This is a genomic window from Curtobacterium sp. 24E2 (assembly GCF_016925595.1).
Classification (GTDB): Bacteria; Actinomycetota; Actinomycetes; order Actinomycetales; family Microbacteriaceae; genus Curtobacterium.
This window is the reverse complement of the sequence record NZ_CP068987.1, coordinates 1-23,242: the sequence shown is the minus strand read 5'-3', so window position 1 is coordinate 23,242 and position 23,242 is coordinate 1. Positions and strand designations below refer to the sequence as shown.

The 23,242-nt window shown below is 63.3% G+C and carries 5 protein-coding genes, 6 rRNA genes and 4 pseudogenes; all 15 read left to right on the top strand.

Annotated features, from left to right (window positions below; all coding sequences use genetic code 11):
• Positions 1–11 precede the first annotated feature (11 nt).
• The 15 genes and pseudogenes from JN350_RS00080 to rrf (JN350_RS00005) all read left to right on the top strand — a co-directional run bounded on the left by JN350_RS00080 (position 12) and on the right by rrf (JN350_RS00005) (position 23,238).
• A pseudogene (locus tag JN350_RS00080) lies at positions 12–1,108 on the top strand (N-acetyl-gamma-glutamyl-phosphate reductase).
• Complete coding sequence (argJ, locus tag JN350_RS00075; protein WP_240347443.1) at positions 1,105–2,313, top strand: bifunctional glutamate N-acetyltransferase/amino-acid acetyltransferase ArgJ; 1,209 nt, start codon at positions 1,105–1,107, stop codon at positions 2,311–2,313. Before JN350_RS00080 ends, argJ begins: the two are co-directional and overlap by 4 nt.
• Positions 2,313–3,365, top strand: a complete 1,053-nt coding sequence (argB, locus tag JN350_RS00070) for an acetylglutamate kinase (protein WP_111086280.1) — start codon at positions 2,313–2,315, stop codon at positions 3,363–3,365. Before argJ ends, argB begins: the two co-directional genes overlap by 1 nt.
• 50 nt (positions 3,366–3,415) lie before the next feature.
• A pseudogene (locus JN350_RS00065) lies at positions 3,416–4,599 on the top strand (acetylornithine transaminase).
• The gene (argF, locus tag JN350_RS00060) at positions 4,596–5,579 is read left to right on the top strand and encodes an ornithine carbamoyltransferase (RefSeq protein WP_240347442.1); all 984 of its coding nucleotides are present in this window, start codon (positions 4,596–4,598) and stop codon (positions 5,577–5,579) included. The pseudogene JN350_RS00065 and the gene argF overlap by 4 nt, the downstream one beginning before the upstream one ends.
• A 9-nt stretch (positions 5,580–5,588) precedes the next feature.
• A pseudogene (locus tag JN350_RS00055) lies at positions 5,589–6,784 on the top strand (argininosuccinate synthase).
• Positions 6,785–6,804: 20 nt separating this feature from the next.
• Positions 6,805–8,241 carry an argininosuccinate lyase gene (gene argH / locus JN350_RS00050; protein ID WP_111086277.1) on the top strand — a complete coding sequence of 479 codons (1,437 nt, stop codon included), beginning with the start codon at positions 6,805–6,807 and terminating at the stop codon, positions 8,239–8,241.
• Entirely contained in the window at positions 8,238–8,933 is a 696-nt protein-coding gene (locus tag JN350_RS00045) for a DNA-3-methyladenine glycosylase (RefSeq protein WP_205463152.1), read from the top strand. The genes argH and JN350_RS00045 overlap by 4 nt, the downstream gene beginning before the upstream one ends.
• A gap of 154 nt (positions 8,934–9,087) precedes the next feature.
• Positions 9,088–10,373 (top strand): annotated as a pseudogene (tyrS, locus tag JN350_RS00040) (tyrosine--tRNA ligase).
• 534 nt (positions 10,374–10,907) lie between these two features.
• A 16S ribosomal RNA gene (locus tag JN350_RS00035) occupies positions 10,908–12,428 on the top strand.
• Between the two features lie 429 nt (positions 12,429–12,857).
• Positions 12,858–15,984: ribosomal RNA gene (locus JN350_RS00030) — 23S ribosomal RNA — on the top strand.
• A 148-nt stretch (positions 15,985–16,132) separates the two neighbouring features.
• Positions 16,133–16,249 (top strand): 5S ribosomal RNA (gene rrf / locus JN350_RS00025).
• Between the two features lie 1,646 nt (positions 16,250–17,895).
• A 16S ribosomal RNA gene (locus JN350_RS00015) occupies positions 17,896–19,417 on the top strand.
• A gap of 429 nt (positions 19,418–19,846) precedes the next feature.
• Positions 19,847–22,973 (top strand): 23S ribosomal RNA (locus tag JN350_RS00010).
• A 148-nt stretch (positions 22,974–23,121) separates the two neighbouring features.
• A 5S ribosomal RNA gene (gene rrf, locus JN350_RS00005) occupies positions 23,122–23,238 on the top strand.
• The 16S, 23S and 5S rRNA genes sit together here, the layout of an rRNA operon.
• Positions 23,239–23,242 lie beyond the last annotated feature (4 nt).

Genomic DNA, 23,242 nt, shown 5'->3' with positions numbered 1-23,242 from the left:
GGTGGAATCCCATGTCCGTATCCGTCGCCGTGGCGGGAGCCTCCGGCTACGCGGGTGGTGAGCTCCTGCGCGTGCTCTCCGCCCATCCCGAGTTCGACGTCAGGACGGTGACGGCGTTCTCGAACGCCGGACAGCCGTTGATCGCGACGCAGCCGCACCTCCGTTCGCTGTCGCACCTGACCCTCGAGAAGACGACGGCCGAGACGCTCCGAGGGCACGACGTCGTGTTCCTGGCGCTGCCGCACGGTCAGTCGGGGGCGATCACCGAGGAGCTCGGCGACGACGCACTCGTGGTGGACTGCGGCGCGGACCACCGTCTGACGGACCCCGTGGCCTGGGCGCAGTTCTACGGTGGCGACTACCACGGCGCCTGGACCTACGGCCTGCCGGAGCTCCTGCTCGCCGCCCCGACCCCGGGTTCGGCCGACGAGTGGCGCGAGGTCGAGGACATCGCGTCGCAGGGCAAGCAGCGTTCGGCCCTGGCCGGCACCAAGCGGATCGCGGTCCCCGGCTGCAACGTCACCGCGGTGACGCTTGGCATCCAGCCGGGCATCCAGGCCGGGCTCGTCGAGTCGGACGACATCGTCGCGGTGCTGAGCGTCGGCCCGAGCGGTGCCGGCAAGAAGCTCGCCAACACCTACCTGGCGTCCGAGATCATGGGCTCCGCCAGCGCCTACGCGGTGGGTGGCACGCACCGGCACGTCCCGGAGATCCAGCAGAACCTGGTCGTCGCGGGTGCTGCCGACGTGACGATCTCGTTCACGCCCGTGCTCGTCCCGATGTCGCGGGGCATCCTCGCGACGACGACGGCCAAGATCACCCCGGGTGTCAGCGCCCGCGACGTGCGGCTCGCCTGGGAGCAGGCCTACGCCGACGAGCCGTTCGTGCACCTGTTGCCCGAGGGCGAGTTCCCCGGGTCGCGGACACCATCGGTGCGAACACCGCGCTCGTCGGCATCGCGGTGGACGAGGCCGCAGGCCGCGTCGTCGCCGTGACGGCACTCGACAACCTCGCGAAGGGCACGGCGGGTGCCGCCGTCCAGTCGACCAACATCGCCCTGGGTCTGCCGGAGAACCTGGGCCTCAGCGTGGACGGAGTCGCACCGTGACCGACCTCACCGACGTGAGCAAGCCCACCCAGGGCGAACCGGGCCTCCAGGGCGTCACCGCGGCAGCGGGTTTCCGCGCTGCCGGCGTGACCGCCGGCCTGAAGACCAGCGGCAAGCCGGACGTGGCACTCGTCGTCAACGACGGGCCCGACGCAGCCGTGGCCGCCGTCTTCACCAGCAACCGCGCGCAGGCGCACCCGGTGATCTGGTCCCGCCAGGTCGTCGGTGACGGCGTCGCGCGCGCCGTCGTGTTGAACTCGGGCGGCGCCAACTGCTTCACGGGCCCCTTCGGCTTCCAGACCACGCACCTGACCGCCGAAGCGGTGGGCGACGCCCTCGGCATCGGCGCGGGCGACGTCGTCGTCTGCTCCACCGGTCTCATCGGGGTCGGTGACCAGACGTTCCGCGACAACGTGCTGCGCGGGGTCGACCTGGCGAGCACCGCACTGAGCGCCGACGGCGGCCCGGACGCGGCCACGGCCATCATGACGACCGACACCAGGGCGAAGCAGTCCGTGGTGACCGAGGACGGCTGGACCGTCGGCGGCATGGCGAAGGGTGCCGGCATGCTCGCACCCGGGCTCGCGACGATGCTCGTCGTGATCACCACCGACGCCGTGCAGACCCCGGACCAGCTCGACCAGGCCCTCCGCGCGGCCACCCGCATCACCTTCGACCGCGTCGACTCGGACGGCTGCATGTCGACGAACGACACCGTCGTGCTGCTGTCGTCGGGTGCGAGCGGGGTGACGCCCGAGGTCGGCGACTTCCAGGAAGCCCTGACCGCGGTCTGCGCCGACCTGGCCCGCCAGCTGCAGCAGGACGCCGAGGGCGCCAGCCACGACATCGCGATCGAGGTCGTGCACGCCGCGACCGAGGACGACGCCGTCACCGTCGGCCGGAGTGTGGCGCGCAACAACCTGTTCAAGGCGGCCGTCTTCGGCAACGACCCGAACTGGGGTCGGGTCCTCGCTGCCATCGGCACCACGGACGCCGACTTCGACCCGTACGCGGTCGACGTCAGCATGAACGGTGTCCGGGTCTGCCACGCCGGTGCCCCAGACCAGCCGAGCGACACCGTCGACCTGACACCGCGGGACACCCGCGTGCGCATCGACCTCGGCGTCGGGACGCACTCGGCGACGATCCTGACCAACGACCTCACGCACGACTACGTGCACGAGAACAGCGCGTACTCCAGCTGATGGCGAACGACACCGAAGGGGCCGGGACACCCCTCACGAAGGAAGAAGAGCACGAGTTCGCGGCCGTCAAGGCCGCGACCCTGATCGAGTCCCTGCCGTGGCTCAAGCGGTTCTCCGGCAAGGTCGTCGTCGTCAAGTTCGGCGGCAACGCGATGGTGAACGAGGACCTCAAGCGTGCGTTCGCCGAGGACATGGTCTACCTCCGCTACGCCGGGCTGCACCCCGTCGTCGTGCACGGCGGGGGTCCGCAGATCTCGGCCGCGCTCAAGGAACAGGGCATCGAGTCCGAGTTCCGCGGCGGTTACCGCGTCACCACGACCGAGGCGATCTCCGTCGTCCGCGACGTCCTGGCTGGCGAGGTCAACCGCGAGATCGTCGACCTGATGAACGAGCACGGCGAAGGCCTGGCCGTCGGCGTGTTCGGCGACGGTGGGTCCCTGTTCACCGGTGAGCAGAAGGGCGTGGTCGTCGACGGGCAGGAGTACGACCTCGGGCACGTCGGTGACATCACCCACGTCGACCCGTCAGGGGTACTCGCCGCGATCGAGGCCGGCCGCATCCCGGTGGTCTCGAGCATCGCGATCGACGACGCCCATCCGGACCAGGCGCTCAACGTGAACGCCGACGCGGCCGCGGGTGCCCTGGCGATCGCGCTGCGTGCGTCGAAGCTCATCATGCTCACCGACGTCCCCGGCCTGTACCGCAACTGGCCGGACCGCGACTCGCTCGTCGACCTCATCGCGGTCGAGGAGCTCCGCGAGCTCCTGCCGTCCCTCGAGTCGGGCATGATCCCGAAGATGACCGCGTGCCTCGACGCCGTGGTCGGCGGGGTCGGCGGGGCGACGATCATCGACGGCCGGATCCCGCACTCGATCCTGCTCGAGGTCTTCACCCTGCGCGGTGCGGGCACCGAGGTGATCCCGGACCCGAGCCGACGCACCGAGAACCAGATGACCCACGCCGAGATCGGCCGACGCGTCGCAGCACCGTCGACGAGCACCAGTACCGGCCAACACGTGGCCAGCACGACCGAGAAGGGGCAGCAGCCGTGAGCAGCGAGACGCAGACCGAGACCTGGAACGACCGGTTCGGGGCGTCGCTCATGCGATCCCTGACCCCGCCGAAGATCATGCTCGAGCGCGGACAGGGCTGCCGTGTCTGGGACGTCGAGGGCAACGAGTACCTCGACTTCCTGGCGGGCATCGCCGTGAACTCGCTCGGCCACGCGCACCCCGTCCTGGTCGAGGCGATCGCCGACCAGGCCGCGAAGCTCGTGCACGTGTCGAACTACTTCGCGACGCCGCCCCAGCTCGAGCTGGCGGAACGTCTCAAGCGCATCACCGGTGCGGGCGACGCCGGGCGGGTGTACTTCGGCAACTCCGGTGCCGAGGCGAACGAGGCCGCGTTCAAGCTCGCGCGCCTGAACAAGGGCGCCGACGGGCAGAAGACCCGCATCCTCGCGCTGAAGCAGGGGTTCCACGGCCGGACGATGGGTGCACTCGCGCTCACCGGCAAGCCCGCGCTGCAGCAGGACTTCCTGCCGATGATCCCGGGGTCGAGCACATCGACTCCACCGTCGCAGCGCTCGAGGCGTCCATCGACGACACGGTCGCAGCGATCGTCATCGAGCCGATCAAGGGCGAGGCCGGCGTCGTCGACCTGCCCGAGGGGTTCCTGCTCGCCGCGCGCCGGCTGACCGAGGAGCACGGTGCGCTGCTGATCCTCGACGAGATCCAGACCGGCGTCGGCCGGACGGGCAACTGGTTCACCTACCAGGGCCACGGCTTCACCCCCGACGCCGTCACGGTGGCCAAGGGCATCGCCGGCGGCTTCCCGATCGGTGCGCTCGTGACCTTCGGGTGGGCGTCCGACTTGTTCTCGGCCGGTCAGCACGGTTCGACCTTCGGCGGCAACCCGCTCGGCACCCGCGTGGCGAACGCGGTCCTCGCCGAGATCGAGCGTGCCGACCTCGTCGCGGCCGCCGTGGTCAAGGGTGAGCGGATCCGGGCCGGCATCGTCGGCATCGGTTCGCCGCTCGTCGAAGAGGTCCGCGGCACCGGCCTGCTCATCGGTGTCGGGCTCACCGGCCCGATCGCGGCCGCGGTGAACGCCGCCGCCCTCGAGCGCGGCCTCATCATCAACGCCCCGAACGAGTCGAGCCTGCGCCTCGCGCCGCCGCTCATCGTGTCCGACGCCGAGATCGACGAGTTCGTGTCGATCCTCGCCCAGAGCCTCGCGGCCGTCGCTGCCGAGCAGGGCACCGCTACCCAGGAGACCTCCGCATGACCCGCCACTTCCTCCGGGACGACGACCTCAGCCAGGCCGAGCAGTCCGCGATCCTCGACATCGCCGACCAGATGAAGGCCGACCGCTGGGGTGCGAAGCCCCTCGCCGGCCCGCAGAGCGTCGCGGTCATCTTCGACAAGTCGTCGACCCGCACCCGGGTGTCGTTCCACGTCGGCATCTCCGACCTGGGCGGCAGCCCGCTCATCATCTCGACGGCGAACAGCCAGCTCGGCGGCAAGGAGACCCCGTCGGACACCGCCCGCGTGCTCGAGCGCATGGTGTCCGCGATCGTCTGGCGCACCTACGGTCAGGCCGGTCTCGAGGAGATGGCCGCCGACACGACCGTCCCCGTGGTCAACGCGCTGTCCGACGACTTCCACCCGTGCCAGCTGCTCGCCGACCTGCTCACCATCCGCGAGCACCGCGGCACGCTGGCGGGCCAGACCGTGGCGTTCATCGGTGACGGCGCGAGCAACATGGCGCAGTCGTACCTGCTCGCCGGCGCGACCGCGGGCATGCACGTCCGCGTCGCGGCTCCCGCCGAGTTCTCGCCGTCCCCGCAGGTCGTCACCGACGCCGAGCACCGTTCGGCCGAGACCGGCGGCTCCGTCCTCGTCGTCACCGACCCGGTGGCAGCGGTCGCCGGCGCCGACGTCGTGGTCACCGACACGTGGGTCTCGATGGGCAAGGAGTCCGAGAAGCAGTCGCGCCTCGACACCTTCTCGGGGTACCGCGTGGACGACGCGCTGATGGCGCACGCTGCCGATGACGCGGTGTTCATGCACTGCCTGCCCGCCGACCGTGGCTACGAGGTGACCGCCGAGGTCATCGACGGGCCGCGCAGCATCATCTGGGACGAGGCAGAGAACCGTCTGCACGCCCAGAAGGCGCTGCTGGCCTGGCTCCTCGCCGCGAACGGCGCGAACGGCGCGCACAGCGCGAACGCCGCGACCGCCGCGACCGCCGCGGCGACCGCGTAGGCGCACCGCATGGCTGACCGCGTCGTCCTCGCCTACTCCGGCGGCCTCGACACCTCCGTCGGGATCGGCTGGCTGCGTGACGCCACCGGCAAAGAGGTGGTGGCGCTGGCGGTCGACGTCGGCCAGGGCGGCGAGGACCTCGACGCGATCCGACAGCGCGCGCTCGACTGCGGGGCCGTGGAGTCGATCGTGGTCGACGCCAAGGACGAGTACGCCGACGAGTACATCGTGCCGGCCCTCAAGGCCAACGCGCTCTACCAGAAGCGCTACCCCTGGTGTCGGCGCTGAGCCGCCCGCTGATCGCGAAGCACCTCGCGCTGACGGCGAAGCAGCTCGGCGCCGACAGCGTGGCGCACGGCTGCACCGGCAAGGGCAACGACCAGGTCCGCTTCGAGGCAGCGGTCGCGGCGATCGCCCCGGACCTGCGCAGCGTGGCTCCGGTGCGTGACCTCGCCCTGACCCGTGACAAGGCGATCGCGTACGCCGAGCAGCACGCCCTGCCGATCCAGCAGTCACAGCGGTCGCCGTTCTCGATCGACCGGAACGTGTGGGGCCGCGCGGTCGAGACGGGTTTCCTCGAAGACCCGTGGAACGCCCCGACCGAGGACCTCTACGCCTACACCCAGGACCCCGCCGTCCCGCGCGACCCGGACGAGGTGACCATCACGTTCGAGCGCGGCGTCCCGGTGGCGCTCGACGGGCAGCGTTTCAGCGTGCTGCGGATCGTGCAGGAGCTGAACGCCGTGTCCGGCAAACACGGCGTCGGTCGGATCGACGTCGTCGAGGACCGTCTCGTCGGCATCAAGTCGCGCGAGGTGTACGAGGCCCCGGCGGCGATCGCGCTCATCACGGCGCACGAAGAGCTCGAGCGCCTCACCCTCGAGCGGGACGTGAACCGCTACAAGCGCGGTGTCGAGTCGGAGTGGGCCGACCTGGTCTACGACGGCCTGTGGTTCGGCGGGCTGAAGCGCAGCCTCGACGCCTTCGTGGACCACACCCAGCAGCACGTCTCCGGCGACGTCCGTCTCCAGCTGCACGGCGGTCGCGCGACGGTCACCGGCCGTCGCTCGGAGCAGAGCCTGTACGACTTCGACCTCGCCACGTACGACACCGGCGACACGTTCGACCAGTCCCTCTCGAAGGGCTTCACCGAACTCTGGTCGCTCCCCAGCAAGATCTCCGCCCGCCGCGACGCGGCGAACTGACACCAACGACGCAGGACGACATGACCGACGAGAAGACCGACGCCACCAACACCGGAGCCCTCTGGGGCGCCCGCTTCGCCGACGGCCCGAGTGCGGCCCTGGCAGCGCTGTCGAAGTCGACGCACTTCGACTGGCAGCTCGCCCCGTACGACATCGCCGGCTCCCGCGCGCACGCCCGGGCCCTGCACACGGCCGGCTACCTGACGGCGGACGAGCTCGAGCGCATGCTCGCCGGACTCGACCGGCTCGAGGCCGCCCACGCCGACGGCACGCTGCAGCCCGATGAGTCCGACGAGGACGTCCACGGCGCCCTCGAGCGCCTCCTCATCGCCGACCTCGGTCCGGAACTCGGCGGCAAGCTCCGCGCCGGCCGCAGCCGCAACGACCAGATCGCGACGCTCGGGCGGATGCACATGCTCGACCACGGGCGGCGCATCGGCCGACTCGTGATCGACCTGGTCGACGCGATCACCCAGCAGGCCAACGAGCACCCGGCCGCGATCATGCCGGGTCGCACGCACCTGCAGCACGCTCAGCCCGTCCTCCTCGCGCACCACCTGCTGGCGCACGCGTGGCCGTTGGTCCGCGACCTCGAGCGCCTCCGCGACTGGGCGGGCCGCGCGAGCGTGAGCCCGTACGGCGCCGGTGCGCTCGCCGGCAGCTCGCTCGGCCTCGACCCCGCCGCGATCGCCGCGGAGCTCGGGTTCGACCGCCCGGCCGACAACTCGATCGACGCCACGGCCGCCCGCGACGTCGTCGCCGAGTTCGCGTTCGTGCTCGCACAGATCGGCATCGACGTCTCGCGGCTGTCGGAGGAGGTCATCCTCTGGAACACGAAGGAGTTCGGCTTCGTCCGGCTCCACGACGCGTTCTCGACCGGCTCGAGCATCATGCCGCAGAAGAAGAACCCGGACATCGCCGAGCTCGCGCGCGGCAAGTCTGGTCGTCTGATCGGCAACCTGACGGGCCTGCTCGCGACCCTGAAGGGCCTGCCGCTCGCCTACAACCGCGACCTGCAGGAGGACAAGGAGCCCGTCTTCGACTCGGTCGCCACGCTCGAGGTCCTGCTGCCCGCCTTCACCGGGATGATCGCGACGCTCACGTTCGACACGGACCGGATGGCCGAGCTCGCGCCGCAGGGCTTCTCGCTCGCGACCGACGTGGCCGAGTGGCTGGTCCGTCAGGGTGTCCCGTTCCGCGATGCGCACGAGGTGTCCGGCGCGCTGGTCCGGTACTGCGAGCAGCGGGGCATCGAGCTCGACGACCCGACCGACGACGAGTACCGGTCCGTCTCCGAGCACCTGACCCCCGGGGTCCGAGCCGTGCTCACGATCGAGGGCAGCGTCGCGTCCCGCTCGGGTGTCGGCGGGACCGCTCCAGACCGAGTGGCCGAGCAGCTGGCGTCCGTCACGCGTCGCGTCCACGACCTGGCCGAGGGCGCACCCTTCACGCGATGACCGAGGGGCTGCTCGCGATGCTCACCGAGCCGGCGCCGCGCATCGCCCCGGCGCTGCTCGGTGCGACGATCACGGGCCGTGGAGTGACCCTGCGCATCACCGAGGTCGAGGCCTACTTCGGCCCCACCGACCCCGGCTCGCACGGCCACCGCGGCCCGACCGAGCGCAACCGCCACCTGTTCGGGTCGCCGGGCACCCTGTACGCGTACCGCTCGTACGGCATCCACACCTGCGTCAACGTCGTGAGCGCGCCGGCCGGCACCTCCTCCGGTTCCCTGCTCCGCGGTGCGCAGGTGATCGAGGGCGCCGACACCGCACGCGAACGACGTGGACCGTCGGTCGCCGACGTCGCGTTGGCGCGTGGCCCCGGCAACCTCGGTGGTGCCCTCGGCGCGGTGCTCGGACAGGACGACGGCACCTCGCTGCTCGACGGGTCCGGTCCGTTCGTGCTCACGTTGCCACCCGGCCTGGAGGCGCGGCTCGCCTCCGCCCCGCCGGCCCGCGTCGTCGAGGAACTCCTGACCGAGACCACACCCGGCCCCGGTGGGACGGGTCCGGTCCCGCGCATCTCGCGCGGACCGCGCACCGGTGTCGGCGGCATCGCCGGCGGTGCGCGGTACCCCTGGCGCTTCTGGTTGACGGGCGACCCGACGGTCTCGACGTACCGGCGGCACAAGGGTGCCCTCGACTGATCCCCACCGGCACGGCCGGCCCGCCGCTGGCGCGTCGCGCCGGAACCGGCGGCGTGGGCCCAGACGCACCACGGGCCTCCCGGTCGACGGCGCGCTGTCGGTGGTGCGCCGCCGCTACGATGGCGGGGTGTCCAGTGATACCGCTCAAGACGTCCTGACGCGCCAGCAGAACGACCCCACCTTCGCCTCGGTGTGGGACGAACTGCGCTGGCGCGGTCTGGTGCAGGTCTCGACCGACGAGACCGCACTCCAAGAGGCCCTCGACGGTGATCCGATCACGTACTACTGCGGCTTCGACCCCACGGCACCGTCGTTGCACTGCGGCAACCTGCTGCAGCTCCTGACCATGCGTCGGTTGCAGCTCGCCGGGCACAAGCCGCTCGCGCTCGTCGGCGGGTCCACGGGGCTCATCGGCGATCCGCGTCCGACGGCGGAGCGCACGCTGAACACCCGCGAGACCGTCGCCGAGTGGGTGGCGCGTCTGCAGGGACAGGTGTCGCGGTTCCTCAGTCCGGACGGTGACAACGGCGTCCGGCTGGTGAACAACCTGGACTGGACGTCACCGATGTCCGCCATCGACTTCCTGCGCGACGTCGGCAAGTACTTCCGGGTGAACTCGATGCTCAAGAAGGACGCCGTCGCCGCGCGGCTGAACTCGGACGCAGGCATCAGCTACACCGAGTTCAGCTACCAGATCCTGCAGGGCCTCGACTACCGCGAGCTCTTCCGGCAGTACGGCTGCACGCTGCAGACGGGTGGCTCGGACCAGTGGGGCAACCTGACCTCGGGGACGGAGCTCATCCGTCGTGCCGAGGGGGCGACGGTGCACGCGCTCGGGACACCCTTGATCACGAACTCGGACGGCACGAAGTTCGGCAAGAGCGAGGGCAACGCGATCTGGCTCGACGCCGAGATGACGTCGCCGTACGCGCTGTACCAGTTCTGGCTCAACACGGCCGATGCCGACGTGATCGCCCGCCTGCGGGAGTTCACGTTCCTGTCCCGTGCCGAGATCGAGCGACTCGAGCAAGCGGTCGCCGACGAACCGTTCCGACGCGAAGCGCAGCGGACCCTCGCGTTCGAGGTCACCTCGCTCGTGCACGGGGTCGACGCCACCCAGGCCGCGATCGACGCTGCAGCCGCACTGTTCGGCAACGGCGACCTCGGGGCCCTCGACCCGGTCACCCTGCGGTCGGCGATCGCGGAGCTGCCGGGTTCGGTCGCCATCGAGGCCGGCGCCGACGTGGCCCGGGCTCTCGTGGAGACCGAGCTCGTGAAGTCCCTCGGTGAAGCCCGGCGGGCGATCGACCAGGGCGGCGTGTACGTGAACAACGTCCGGGCCGAGGACGCCACCGCACCGCTGTCGGACCTCGCCCTGCCCGGGGAGTCCTCGTGCTCCGCCGCGGCAAGAAGACCCTCGCCGGTGTGACGCTGGCCTGATCGCGCCGGCACCCGGGCGACGCGTGTTGCACAACGCGACACGCCCGGGATCGGGCCTGGCTTGGCACACTCGCCCAGCCCTGCGTAAAGTTCCTACTCGTCACCCCAAAGGTGCGGCGGAGCGGCTGGAGCGAAAGCCCAGAGCACGTCGGCCCTCAAGCGGGACCATCCTCCACTGAAGATCAGATCTGGCCTTGTGCTCGATCGCTTCGACGCTTAGGATGACAAGCCCACCGGTTCTCTCCCCTCGGGGATGAGCCACAGGACCTCCGGGTCCGACGACACACCGGTGGCAAGCCAAGTACACAAGCCTCGTGGCTGGAGCTCGAACCTGAGCCGAAGAGCGAGTGCGTCTGGTCCTTGAGAACTCAACAGCGTGCACATTGTCAATGCCAATTTATTGATTGACCTCGTGCCTGGTCGGCTTGCTGACTGGGTCATGATGCAATTCCTTTTGGATTGAAGATTGTCAGTTGACAGTCAACAGTCAGAATCAACTCGGTCTGATGCCTTCGGGTGTTGGGTCTGTATTTTTTTACGGAGAGTTTGATCCTGGCTCAGGACGAACGCTGGCGGCGTGCTTAACACATGCAAGTCGAACGATGATGCCCAGCTTGCTGGGTGGATTAGTGGCGAACGGGTGAGTAACACGTGAGTAACCTGCCCCTGACTCTGGGATAAGCGTTGGAAACGACGTCTAATACTGGATATGATCACTGGCCGCATGGTCTGGTGGTGGAAAGATTTTTTGGTTGGGGATGGACTCGCGGCCTATCAGCTTGTTGGTGAGGTAATGGCTCACCAAGGCGACGACGGGTAGCCGGCCTGAGAGGGTGACCGGCCACACTGGGACTGAGACACGGCCCAGACTCCTACGGGAGGCAGCAGTGGGGAATATTGCACAATGGGCGAAAGCCTGATGCAGCAACGCCGCGTGAGGGATGACGGCCTTCGGGTTGTAAACCTCTTTTAGTAGGGAAGAAGCGAAAGTGACGGTACCTGCAGAAAAAGCACCGGCTAACTACGTGCCAGCAGCCGCGGTAATACGTAGGGTGCAAGCGTTGTCCGGAATTATTGGGCGTAAAGAGCTCGTAGGCGGTTTGTCGCGTCTGCTGTGAAATCCCGAGGCTCAACCTCGGGCTTGCAGTGGGTACGGGCAGACTAGAGTGCGGTAGGGGAGATTGGAATTCCTGGTGTAGCGGTGGAATGCGCAGATATCAGGAGGAACACCGATGGCGAAGGCAGATCTCTGGGCCGTAACTGACGCTGAGGAGCGAAAGCATGGGGAGCGAACAGGATTAGATACCCTGGTAGTCCATGCCGTAAACGTTGGGCGCTAGATGTAGGGACCTTTCCACGGTTTCTGTGTCGTAGCTAACGCATTAAGCGCCCCGCCTGGGGAGTACGGCCGCAAGGCTAAAACTCAAAGGAATTGACGGGGGCCCGCACAAGCGGCGGAGCATGCGGATTAATTCGATGCAACGCGAAGAACCTTACCAAGGCTTGACATACACCGGAAACGGCCAGAGATGGTCGCCCCCTTGTGGTCGGTGTACAGGTGGTGCATGGTTGTCGTCAGCTCGTGTCGTGAGATGTTGGGTTAAGTCCCGCAACGAGCGCAACCCTCGTTCTATGTTGCCAGCGGGTTATGCCGGGGACTCATAGGAGACTGCCGGGGTCAACTCGGAGGAAGGTGGGGATGACGTCAAATCATCATGCCCCTTATGTCTTGGGCTTCACGCATGCTACAATGGCCGGTACAAAGGGCTGCGATACCGTAAGGTGGAGCGAATCCCAAAAGCCGGTCTCAGTTCGGATTGAGGTCTGCAACTCGACCTCATGAAGTCGGAGTCGCTAGTAATCGCAGATCAGCAACGCTGCGGTGAATACGTTCCCGGGCCTTGTACACACCGCCCGTCAAGTCATGAAAGTCGGTAACACCCGAAGCCGGTGGCCTAACCCTTGTGGAAGGAGCCGTCGAAGGTGGGATCGGTGATTAGGACTAAGTCGTAACAAGGTAGCCGTACCGGAAGGTGCGGCTGGATCACCTCCTTTCTAAGGAGCATCTGGCCTCGTGTGCCCTTCGGGGTGGGCGTGGTCCAGGCGCCGAGTAACCCGAACGTGGTTGCCGGTAGCTCATGGGTGGAACATTGACAGTGCAGTTGGGAGTGATGCTTCCGACCTCAGTACGCTCTGCTTGCAGGGTTGGGACGGGTCGGGGGTGGAGCTGCCTGCTGGTGCACGTTGTTGGGTCCTGAGGGACCAGGCTTCCTGCTGACATGAGAGTGTCTGGTGGGGGTTGGGCCTGCGGGTCCTTCGTTGGGCTGCATGAAGCATCGTCGTTGGATGGTGGGGAGTGTGGTGCCGATCGTATGTTGAGAACTACACAGTGGACGCGAGCATCTTTGATTCGCGTCATCCAATCGACCGGGGTCTTCGGACTGATGGTTGTGGGTGATGACGGATCGCAATTTTAATCTTTGTGGTCAAGTTTCTAAGAGCAAACGGTGGATGCCTTGGCATCTGGAGCCGAAGAAGGACGTAGAAATCTGCGATAAGCCTCGGGGAGCTGATAATCGAGCCCTGATCCGAGGATTTCCGAATGGGGAAACCCCGCTGGGCGCTTTTGTGACCTGGTGACTCCCGCCTGAATATATAGGGCGGGTAGAGGGAACGTGGGGAAGTGAAACATCTCAGTACCCACAGGAAGAGAAAACAACATGTGATTCCGTGAGTAGTGGCGAGCGAAAGCGGATGAGGCTAAACCGATCATGTGTGATAGCCGGCGGGCGTTGCATGGTCGGGGTTGTGGGACACGTCACTCAGTTCTGCCGGACTGGGGCGGTTACAGCGCATCATAGTCGAACCGGTTTGAAAGCCGGGCCGTAGTGGGTGCCAGCCCCGTAGACGAAATGGTGTTATGGCCGGATGTGTATCCCAAGTAGCACGGGGCCCGAGAAATCCCGTGTGAATCTGTCAGGACCACCTGATAAGCCTAAATACTCCCAGATGACCGATAGCGGACAAGTACCGTGAGGGAAAGGTGAAAAGTACCCCGGGAGGGGAGTGAAATAGTACCTGAAACCGTTTGCTTACAAACCGTCGGAGCCTCCTTAGTAGGGGTGACGGCGTGCCTTTTGAAGAATGAGCCTGCGAGTTAGTGATATGTGGCGAGGTTAACCCGTGTGGGGCAGCCGTAGCGAAAGCGAGTCTGAATAGGGCGTTTGAGTCGCATGTTCTAGACCCGAAGCGAAGTGATCTATCCATGGCCAGGTTGAAGCGACGGTAAGACGTCGTGGAGGACCGAACCCACTTCAGTTGAAAATGGAGGGGATGAGCTGTGGATAGGGGTGAAAGGCCAATCAAACTTCGTGATAGCTGGTTCTCTCCGAAATGCATTTAGGTGCAGCGTTGCGTGTTTCTCGCCGGAGGTAGAGCTATTGGATGGCCGATGGGCCTCAACAGGTTACTGACGTCAGCCAAACTCCGAATGCCGGTGAGTGAGAGCGCAGCAGTGAGACGGTGGGGGATAAGCTTCATCGTCGAGAGGGAAACAACCCAGACTACCAACTAAGGTCCCTAAGCGTGTGCTAAGTGGGAAAGGATGTGGAGTTGCATAGACAACCAGGAGGTTGGCTTAGAAGCAGCCACCCTTGAAAGAGTGCGTAATAGCTCACTGGTCAAGTGATTCCGCGCCGACAATGTAACGGGGCTCAAGCACACCACCGAAGTTGTAGATTTCGCACATTGACAAGCCTTCGTGGTTCAGTCGTGCGGAGTGGTAGGAGAGCGTCGTGTGGCGAGTGAAGCGGCGGAGTGATCCAGCCGTGGACGCTACACGAGTGAGAATGCAGGCATGAGTAGCGAAAGACGGGTGAGAAACCCGTCCTCCGAAAGACCAAGGGTTCCAGGGCCAGGTTAATCCGCCCTGGGTAAGTCGGGACCTAAGGCGAGGCCGACAGGCGTAGTCGATGGACAACGGGTTGATATTCCCGTACCGGCGAACAACCGCCCAAGCTAATCCAGTGGTGCTAAGAGTCCTAACCCGGACGACCGGATCCCTTCGGGGTGATGGTGGCCGGTCTAACGCTCGACCCCATGCTGGTGCGGTTAGCGTATGAACAGGTGTGACGCAGGAAGGTAGCTGAGCCAGGCGATGGTATCCGTAAGGTGAACCTGGTGTAAGGATGTAGGGCTGACGATAGGCAAATCCGTCGTCTGTGTGCCTGAGATCCGACGCGTACCCGTAAGGGGAAATCAGTGATCCTATGCTGCCGAGAAAAGCATCGACGCGAGGTTGCAGCCGCCCGTACCCGAAACCGACTCAGGTGGTCAGGTAGAGAATACCAAGGAGATCGAGAGAATCGTGGTTAAGGAACTCGGCAAAATGCCCCCGTAACTTCGGGAGAAGGGGGGCCGGACACGTGACCGGATTTACTCCGTGAGCGTTGAAGGCCGCAGAGACCAGTGGGAAGCGACTGTTTACTAAAAACACAGGTCCGTGCGAAGTCGCAAGACGATGTATACGGACTGACGCCTGCCCGGTGCTGGAAGGTTAAGAGGAAGGGTTAGCCTTTGGGCGAAGCTCTGAATTTAAGCCCCAGTAAACGGCGGTGGTAACTATAACCATCCTAAGGTAGCGAAATTCCTTGTCGGGTAAGTTCCGACCTGCACGAATGGCGTAACGACTTCCCAGCTGTCTCAACCGCGAACTCGGCGAAATTGCACTACGAGTAAAGATGCTCGTTACGCGCAGCAGGACGGAAAGACCCCGTGACCTTTACTACAGTTTGGTATTGGTGTTCGGTGTGGCTTGTGTAGGATAGGTGGGAGACTGTGAAGCGGGCACGCTAGTGTTCGTGGAGTCATTGTTGAAATACCACTCTGGTCACTCTGGATGTCTAACGTAGGACCCTGATCGGGTTCATGGACAGTGCCTGATGGGTAGTTTAACTGGGGCGGTTGCCTCCCAAAGAGTAACGGAGGCGCCCAAAGGTTCCCTCAACCTGGTTGGCAATCAGGTGGCGAGTGTAAGTGCACAAGGGAGCTTGACTGTGAGACTGACAGGTCGAGCAGGGACGAAAGTCGGGACTAGTGATCCGGCAGTGGCTTGTGGAAGCGCTGTCGCTCAACGGATAAAAGGTACCTCGGGGATAACAGGCTGATCTTGCCCAAGAGTCCATATCGACGGCATGGTTTGGCACCTCGATGTCGGCTCGTCGCATCCTGGGGCTGGAGTAGGTCCCAAGGGTTGGGCTGTTCGCCCATTAAAGCGGTACGCGAGCTGGGTTTAGAACGTCGTGAGACAGTTCGGTCCCTATCCGCTGCGCGCGTTGGAAATTTGAGAAGATCTATCCCTAGTACGAGAGGACCGGGATGGACGAACCTCTGGTGTGTCAGTTGTTCTGCCAAGGGCACCGCTGATTAGCTATGTTCGGACCGGATAACCGCTGAAAGCATCTAAGCGGGAAGCCGTCTTCGAGATGAGATTTCCATGCACCTTGAGTGTGAGAGGCTCCCAGCAGACTACTGGGTTGATAGGCCGGATGTGGAAGCGGGGACTAACGACCCGTGGAGCTGACCGGTACTAATAAGCCGAAGACTTGATAACACACTGATTTCCCGCACCTTTGCGTGCGGGGCTCGCGTCCACTTTGTGGTTCCCGACAGACGATCGGGAATCAAACTGAATACACCGCTCTGCCCATTCGTGGGCAGCAGCCGGAACATGTTTGAGACCAGATCATGGTCGATAGTGTTCCGGTGGTCATAGCGAGAGGGAAACGCCCGGTCACATTCCGAACCCGGAAGCTAAGCCTCTCAGCGCCGATGGTACTGCAAGGGGGACCTTGTGGGAGAGTAGGACGCCGCCGGACTTAACGTTGCAACACCAGGGAACCCCTGACCAGCACTGGTCAGGGGTTTTCTGCGTTCACGAGGGTCTTCGCAGTGGGTGTCCGTTTCGGCGCTCGTTCGTGAGCAGAAATGGTCGAGTATCGGTGTGCGACCCGACCATTTCTGCTCACAAAACGCCCGCCAGCTCTGAGCCCCTGTCGCTCCTCGCTGCGCCGCTCAGCAGCGGTCTGGCGCCGGCATCTTTCGATGACGAGCTCGATGGTCCCTCGCGAGTGGCGCTGACTCTTCGTGAGCAGAAGCGGTCGATTCCTGCCGATTCCAGTCGACCATGTCTGCTCACGAAGCGTCCCGCTCGGTTCAGAGGCCTGCTGCTCGTCGCTGCGCGGCTCAGCCACGATCTGGTACCGGCCTCTTTCGATGACGAGCTCGAAGTTCCCTCGTAAAGGCGCTGACTCTTCGTGAGCAGAAGCGGTCGAGTTCTGCCGATTCCACCTGACCATTCCTGCTCACGAAGCGGAGCGCGTGCGCCGCTGGCGTGGGAGGGTCCGCCAGCCGCGCCATCGGTGGCGCTCAGAGTCGAGCCTCGACTCGCAGGTGGCGCGGGCCCAGGCGGGGTTGCGCCCTTCGACCGGCGGCTGTGAAGGCCTCCCGTGTGTGACTCGGTTCGGGACGAAGTGGTTCGCGTGCGGTGGACCACTCCTCGAGCCGGACTCCGGACTCGAGGCAGCTTGATGAGCCGGCGGAGCGCACCGCGAGGTGGATCCCTCATGCGGACTCCGGTCGCTGATCCAGAGGGCGCTGTTCATGTGACGAGTGGTTGCGCCTTGCCCTGAGAGCGATTGCTCGATGTCGCCGCGTCGTGGTGGTCACACTGTGTGGGAGAGTTCGCACGGGGCCAACGCTCGGCAGCCGGCTGCTGGGGAGGATGCTAGTCCCGGAGTCCCGGAGTCCCGGAGTCCCGGAGTCCCGGAGTCCCGGAGTCCCGGAGTCCCGGAGTCCCGGAGTCCCGGAGTCCCGGAGTCCCGGAGTCCCGGAGTCCCGGAGTCCCGGAGTCCCGGAGTCCCGGAGTCCCGGAGTCCCGGAGTCCCGGAGTCCCGGAGTCCCGGAGTCCCGGAGTCCCGGAGTCCCGGAGTCCCGGAGTCCCGGAGTCCCGGAGTCCCGGAGTCCCGGTCTCACGGGGGTTATGGCGTCGAACCGTCCGGGCCCGCACGTCGACGCGCGTGGCTCCCCCTGCGACACGCCCGGGAAGTGGCCCGGCTGGCGCTCCCGTTCACCTCCCCGTAATGTTGTCACTCGTTGCCGCTGAGGCGGAGAACGGAACGGCCGAGACGGTCACCAGGTGGAACCACCTGGAGATGCAGTCCGGACGGGGTCCTGCTCAGGCAACCGATACCCAAGAGTTCACGATCTCGATCGTGGTGCTCGGGGGTGTTGCGAGACGAAAGCCTCTCTGACGAAGCCCGACGGGTGGAGTGGGGAGTGCGTCTGGTCCTTGAGAACTCAACAGCGTGCACATTGTCAATGCCAATTTATTGATTGACCTCGTGCCTGGTCGGCTTGCTGACTGGGTCATGATGCAATTCCTTTTGGATTGAAGATTGTCAGTTGACAGTCAACAGTCAGAATCAACTCGGTCTGATGCCTTCGGGTGTTGGGTCTGTATTTTTTTACGGAGAGTTTGATCCTGGCTCAGGACGAACGCTGGCGGCGTGCTTAACACATGCAAGTCGAACGATGATGCCCAGCTTGCTGGGTGGATTAGTGGCGAACGGGTGAGTAACACGTGAGTAACCTGCCCCTGACTCTGGGATAAGCGTTGGAAACGACGTCTAATACTGGATATGATCACTGGCCGCATGGTCTGGTGGTGGAAAGATTTTTTGGTTGGGGATGGACTCGCGGCCTATCAGCTTGTTGGTGAGGTAATGGCTCACCAAGGCGACGACGGGTAGCCGGCCTGAGAGGGTGACCGGCCACACTGGGACTGAGACACGGCCCAGACTCCTACGGGAGGCAGCAGTGGGGAATATTGCACAATGGGCGAAAGCCTGATGCAGCAACGCCGCGTGAGGGATGACGGCCTTCGGGTTGTAAACCTCTTTTAGTAGGGAAGAAGCGAAAGTGACGGTACCTGCAGAAAAAGCACCGGCTAACTACGTGCCAGCAGCCGCGGTAATACGTAGGGTGCAAGCGTTGTCCGGAATTATTGGGCGTAAAGAGCTCGTAGGCGGTTTGTCGCGTCTGCTGTGAAATCCCGAGGCTCAACCTCGGGCTTGCAGTGGGTACGGGCAGACTAGAGTGCGGTAGGGGAGATTGGAATTCCTGGTGTAGCGGTGGAATGCGCAGATATCAGGAGGAACACCGATGGCGAAGGCAGATCTCTGGGCCGTAACTGACGCTGAGGAGCGAAAGCATGGGGAGCGAACAGGATTAGATACCCTGGTAGTCCATGCCGTAAACGTTGGGCGCTAGATGTAGGGACCTTTCCACGGTTTCTGTGTCGTAGCTAACGCATTAAGCGCCCCGCCTGGGGAGTACGGCCGCAAGGCTAAAACTCAAAGGAATTGACGGGGGCCCGCACAAGCGGCGGAGCATGCGGATTAATTCGATGCAACGCGAAGAACCTTACCAAGGCTTGACATACACCGGAAACGGCCAGAGATGGTCGCCCCCTTGTGGTCGGTGTACAGGTGGTGCATGGTTGTCGTCAGCTCGTGTCGTGAGATGTTGGGTTAAGTCCCGCAACGAGCGCAACCCTCGTTCTATGTTGCCAGCGGGTTATGCCGGGGACTCATAGGAGACTGCCGGGGTCAACTCGGAGGAAGGTGGGGATGACGTCAAATCATCATGCCCCTTATGTCTTGGGCTTCACGCATGCTACAATGGCCGGTACAAAGGGCTGCGATACCGTAAGGTGGAGCGAATCCCAAAAAGCCGGTCTCAGTTCGGATTGAGGTCTGCAACTCGACCTCATGAAGTCGGAGTCGCTAGTAATCGCAGATCAGCAACGCTGCGGTGAATACGTTCCCGGGCCTTGTACACACCGCCCGTCAAGTCATGAAAGTCGGTAACACCCGAAGCCGGTGGCCTAACCCTTGTGGAAGGAGCCGTCGAAGGTGGGATCGGTGATTAGGACTAAGTCGTAACAAGGTAGCCGTACCGGAAGGTGCGGCTGGATCACCTCCTTTCTAAGGAGCATCTGGCCTCGTGTGCCCTTCGGGGTGGGCGTGGTCCAGGCGCCGAGTAACCCGAACGTGGTTGCCGGTAGCTCATGGGTGGAACATTGACAGTGCAGTTGGGAGTGATGCTTCCGACCTCAGTACGCTCTGCTTGCAGGGTTGGGACGGGTTGGGGTGGAGCTGTTCGGCTGGTGCACGTTGTTGGGTCCTGAGGGACCAGGCTTCCTGCTGACATGAGAGTGTCTGGTGGGGGTTGGGCCTGCGGGTCCTTCGTTGGGCTGCATGAAGCATCGTCGTTGGATGGTGGGGAGTGTGGTGCCGATCGTATGTTGAGAACTACACAGTGGACGCGAGCATCTTTGATTCGCGTCATCCAATCGACCGGGGTCTTCGGACTGATGGTTGTGGGTGATGACGGATCGCAATTTTAATCTTTGTGGTCAAGTTTCTAAGAGCAAACGGTGGATGCCTTGGCATCTGGAGCCGAAGAAGGACGTAGAAATCTGCGATAAGCCTCGGGGAGCTGATAATCGAGCCCTGATCCGAGGATTTCCGAATGGGGAAACCCCGCTGGGCGCTTTTGTGACCTGGTGACTCCCGCCTGAATATATAGGGCGGGTAGAGGGAACGTGGGGAAGTGAAACATCTCAGTACCCACAGGAAGAGAAAACAACATGTGATTCCGTGAGTAGTGGCGAGCGAAAGCGGATGAGGCTAAACCGATCATGTGTGATAGCCGGCGGGCGTTGCATGGTCGGGGTTGTGGGACACGTCACTCAGTTCTGCCGGACTGGGGCGGTTACAGCGCATCATAGTCGAACCGGTTTGAAAGCCGGGCCGTAGTGGGTGCCAGCCCCGTAGACGAAATGGTGTTATGGCCGGATGTGTATCCCAAGTAGCACGGGGCCCGAGAAATCCCGTGTGAATCTGTCAGGACCACCTGATAAGCCTAAATACTCCCAGATGACCGATAGCGGACAAGTACCGTGAGGGAAAGGTGAAAAGTACCCCGGGAGGGGAGTGAAATAGTACCTGAAACCGTTTGCTTACAAACCGTCGGAGCCTCCTTAGTAGGGGTGACGGCGTGCCTTTTGAAGAATGAGCCTGCGAGTTAGTGATATGTGGCGAGGTTAACCCGTGTGGGGCAGCCGTAGCGAAAGCGAGTCTGAATAGGGCGTTTGAGTCGCATGTTCTAGACCCGAAGCGAAGTGATCTATCCATGGCCAGGTTGAAGCGACGGTAAGACGTCGTGGAGGACCGAACCCACTTCAGTTGAAAATGGAGGGGATGAGCTGTGGATAGGGGTGAAAGGCCAATCAAACTTCGTGATAGCTGGTTCTCTCCGAAATGCATTTAGGTGCAGCGTTGCGTGTTTCTCGCCGGAGGTAGAGCTACTGGATGGCCGATGGGCCTCAACAGGTTACTGACGTCAGCCAAACTCCGAATGCCGGTGAGTGAGAGCGCAGCAGTGAGACGGTGGGGGATAAGCTTCATCGTCGAGAGGGAAACAACCCAGACTACCAACTAAGGTCCCTAAGCGTGTGCTAAGTGGGAAAGGATGTGGAGTTGCATAGACAACCAGGAGGTTGGCTTAGAAGCAGCCACCCTTGAAAGAGTGCGTAATAGCTCACTGGTCAAGTGATTCCGCGCCGACAATGTAACGGGGCTCAAGCACACCACCGAAGTTGTAGATTTCGCACATTGACAAGCCTTCGTGGTTCAGTCGTGCGGAGTGGTAGGAGAGCGTCGTGTGGCGAGTGAAGCGGCGGAGTGATCCAGCCGTGGACGCTACACGAGTGAGAATGCAGGCATGAGTAGCGAAAGACGGGTGAGAAACCCGTCCTCCGAAAGACCAAGGGTTCCAGGGCCAGGTTAATCCGCCCTGGGTAAGTCGGGACCTAAGGCGAGGCCGACAGGCGTAGTCGATGGACAACGGGTTGATATTCCCGTACCGGCGAACAACCGCCCAAGCTAATCCAGTGGTGCTAAGAGTCCTAACCCGGACGACCGGATCCCTTCGGGGTGATGGTGGCCGGTCTAACGCTCGACCCCATGCTGGTGCGGTTAGCGTATGAACAGGTGTGACGCAGGAAGGTAGCTGAGCCAGGCGATGGTATCCGTAAGGTGAACCTGGTGTAAGGATGTAGGGCTGACGATAGGCAAATCCGTCGTCTGTGTGCCTGAGATCCGACGCGTACCCGTAAGGGGAAATCAGTGATCCTATGCTGCCGAGAAAAGCATCGACGCGAGGTTGCAGCCGCCCGTACCCGAAACCGACTCAGGTGGTCAGGTAGAGAATACCAAGGAGATCGAGAGAATCGTGGTTAAGGAACTCGGCAAAATGCCCCCGTAACTTCGGGAGAAGGGGGGCCGGACACGTGACCGGATTTACTCCGTGAGCGTTGAAGGCCGCAGAGACCAGTGGGAAGCGACTGTTTACTAAAAACACAGGTCCGTGCGAAGTCGCAAGACGATGTATACGGACTGACGCCTGCCCGGTGCTGGAAGGTTAAGAGGAAGGGTTAGCCTTTGGGCGAAGCTCTGAATTTAAGCCCCAGTAAACGGCGGTGGTAACTATAACCATCCTAAGGTAGCGAAATTCCTTGTCGGGTAAGTTCCGACCTGCACGAATGGCGTAACGACTTCCCAGCTGTCTCAACCGCGAACTCGGCGAAATTGCACTACGAGTAAAGATGCTCGTTACGCGCAGCAGGACGGAAAGACCCCGTGACCTTTACTACAGTTTGGTATTGGTGTTCGGTGTGGCTTGTGTAGGATAGGTGGGAGACTGTGAAGCGGGCACGCTAGTGTTCGTGGAGTCATTGTTGAAATACCACTCTGGTCACTCTGGATGTCTAACGTAGGACCCTGATCGGGTTCATGGACAGTGCCTGATGGGTAGTTTAACTGGGGCGGTTGCCTCCCAAAGAGTAACGGAGGCGCCCAAAGGTTCCCTCAACCTGGTTGGCAATCAGGTGGCGAGTGTAAGTGCACAAGGGAGCTTGACTGTGAGACTGACAGGTCGAGCAGGGACGAAAGTCGGGACTAGTGATCCGGCAGTGGCTTGTGGAAGCGCTGTCGCTCAACGGATAAAAGGTACCTCGGGGATAACAGGCTGATCTTGCCCAAGAGTCCATATCGACGGCATGGTTTGGCACCTCGATGTCGGCTCGTCGCATCCTGGGGCTGGAGTAGGTCCCAAGGGTTGGGCTGTTCGCCCATTAAAGCGGTACGCGAGCTGGGTTTAGAACGTCGTGAGACAGTTCGGTCCCTATCCGCTGCGCGCGTTGGAAATTTGAGAAGATCTATCCCTAGTACGAGAGGACCGGGATGGACGAACCTCTGGTGTGTCAGTTGTTCTGCCAAGGGCACCGCTGATTAGCTATGTTCGGACCGGATAACCGCTGAAAGCATCTAAGCGGGAAGCCGTCTTCGAGATGAGATTTCCATGCACCTTGAGTGTGAGAGGCTCCCAGCAGACTACTGGGTTGATAGGCCGGATGTGGAAGCGGGGACTAACGACCCGTGGAGCTGACCGGTACTAATAAGCCGAAGACTTGATAACACACTGATTTCCCGCACCTTTGCGTGTGGGGCTCGCGTCCACTTTGTGGTTCCCGACAGACGATCGGGAATCAAACTGAATACACCGCTCTGCCCACTCGTGGGCAGCAGCCGGAACATGTTTGAGACCAGATCATGGTCGATAGTGTTCCGGTGGTCATAGCGAGAGGGAAACGCCCGGTCACATTCCGAACCCGGAAGCTAAGCCTCTCAGCGCCGATGGTACTGCAAGGGGGACCTTGTGGGAGAGTAGGACGCCGCCGGACTTAA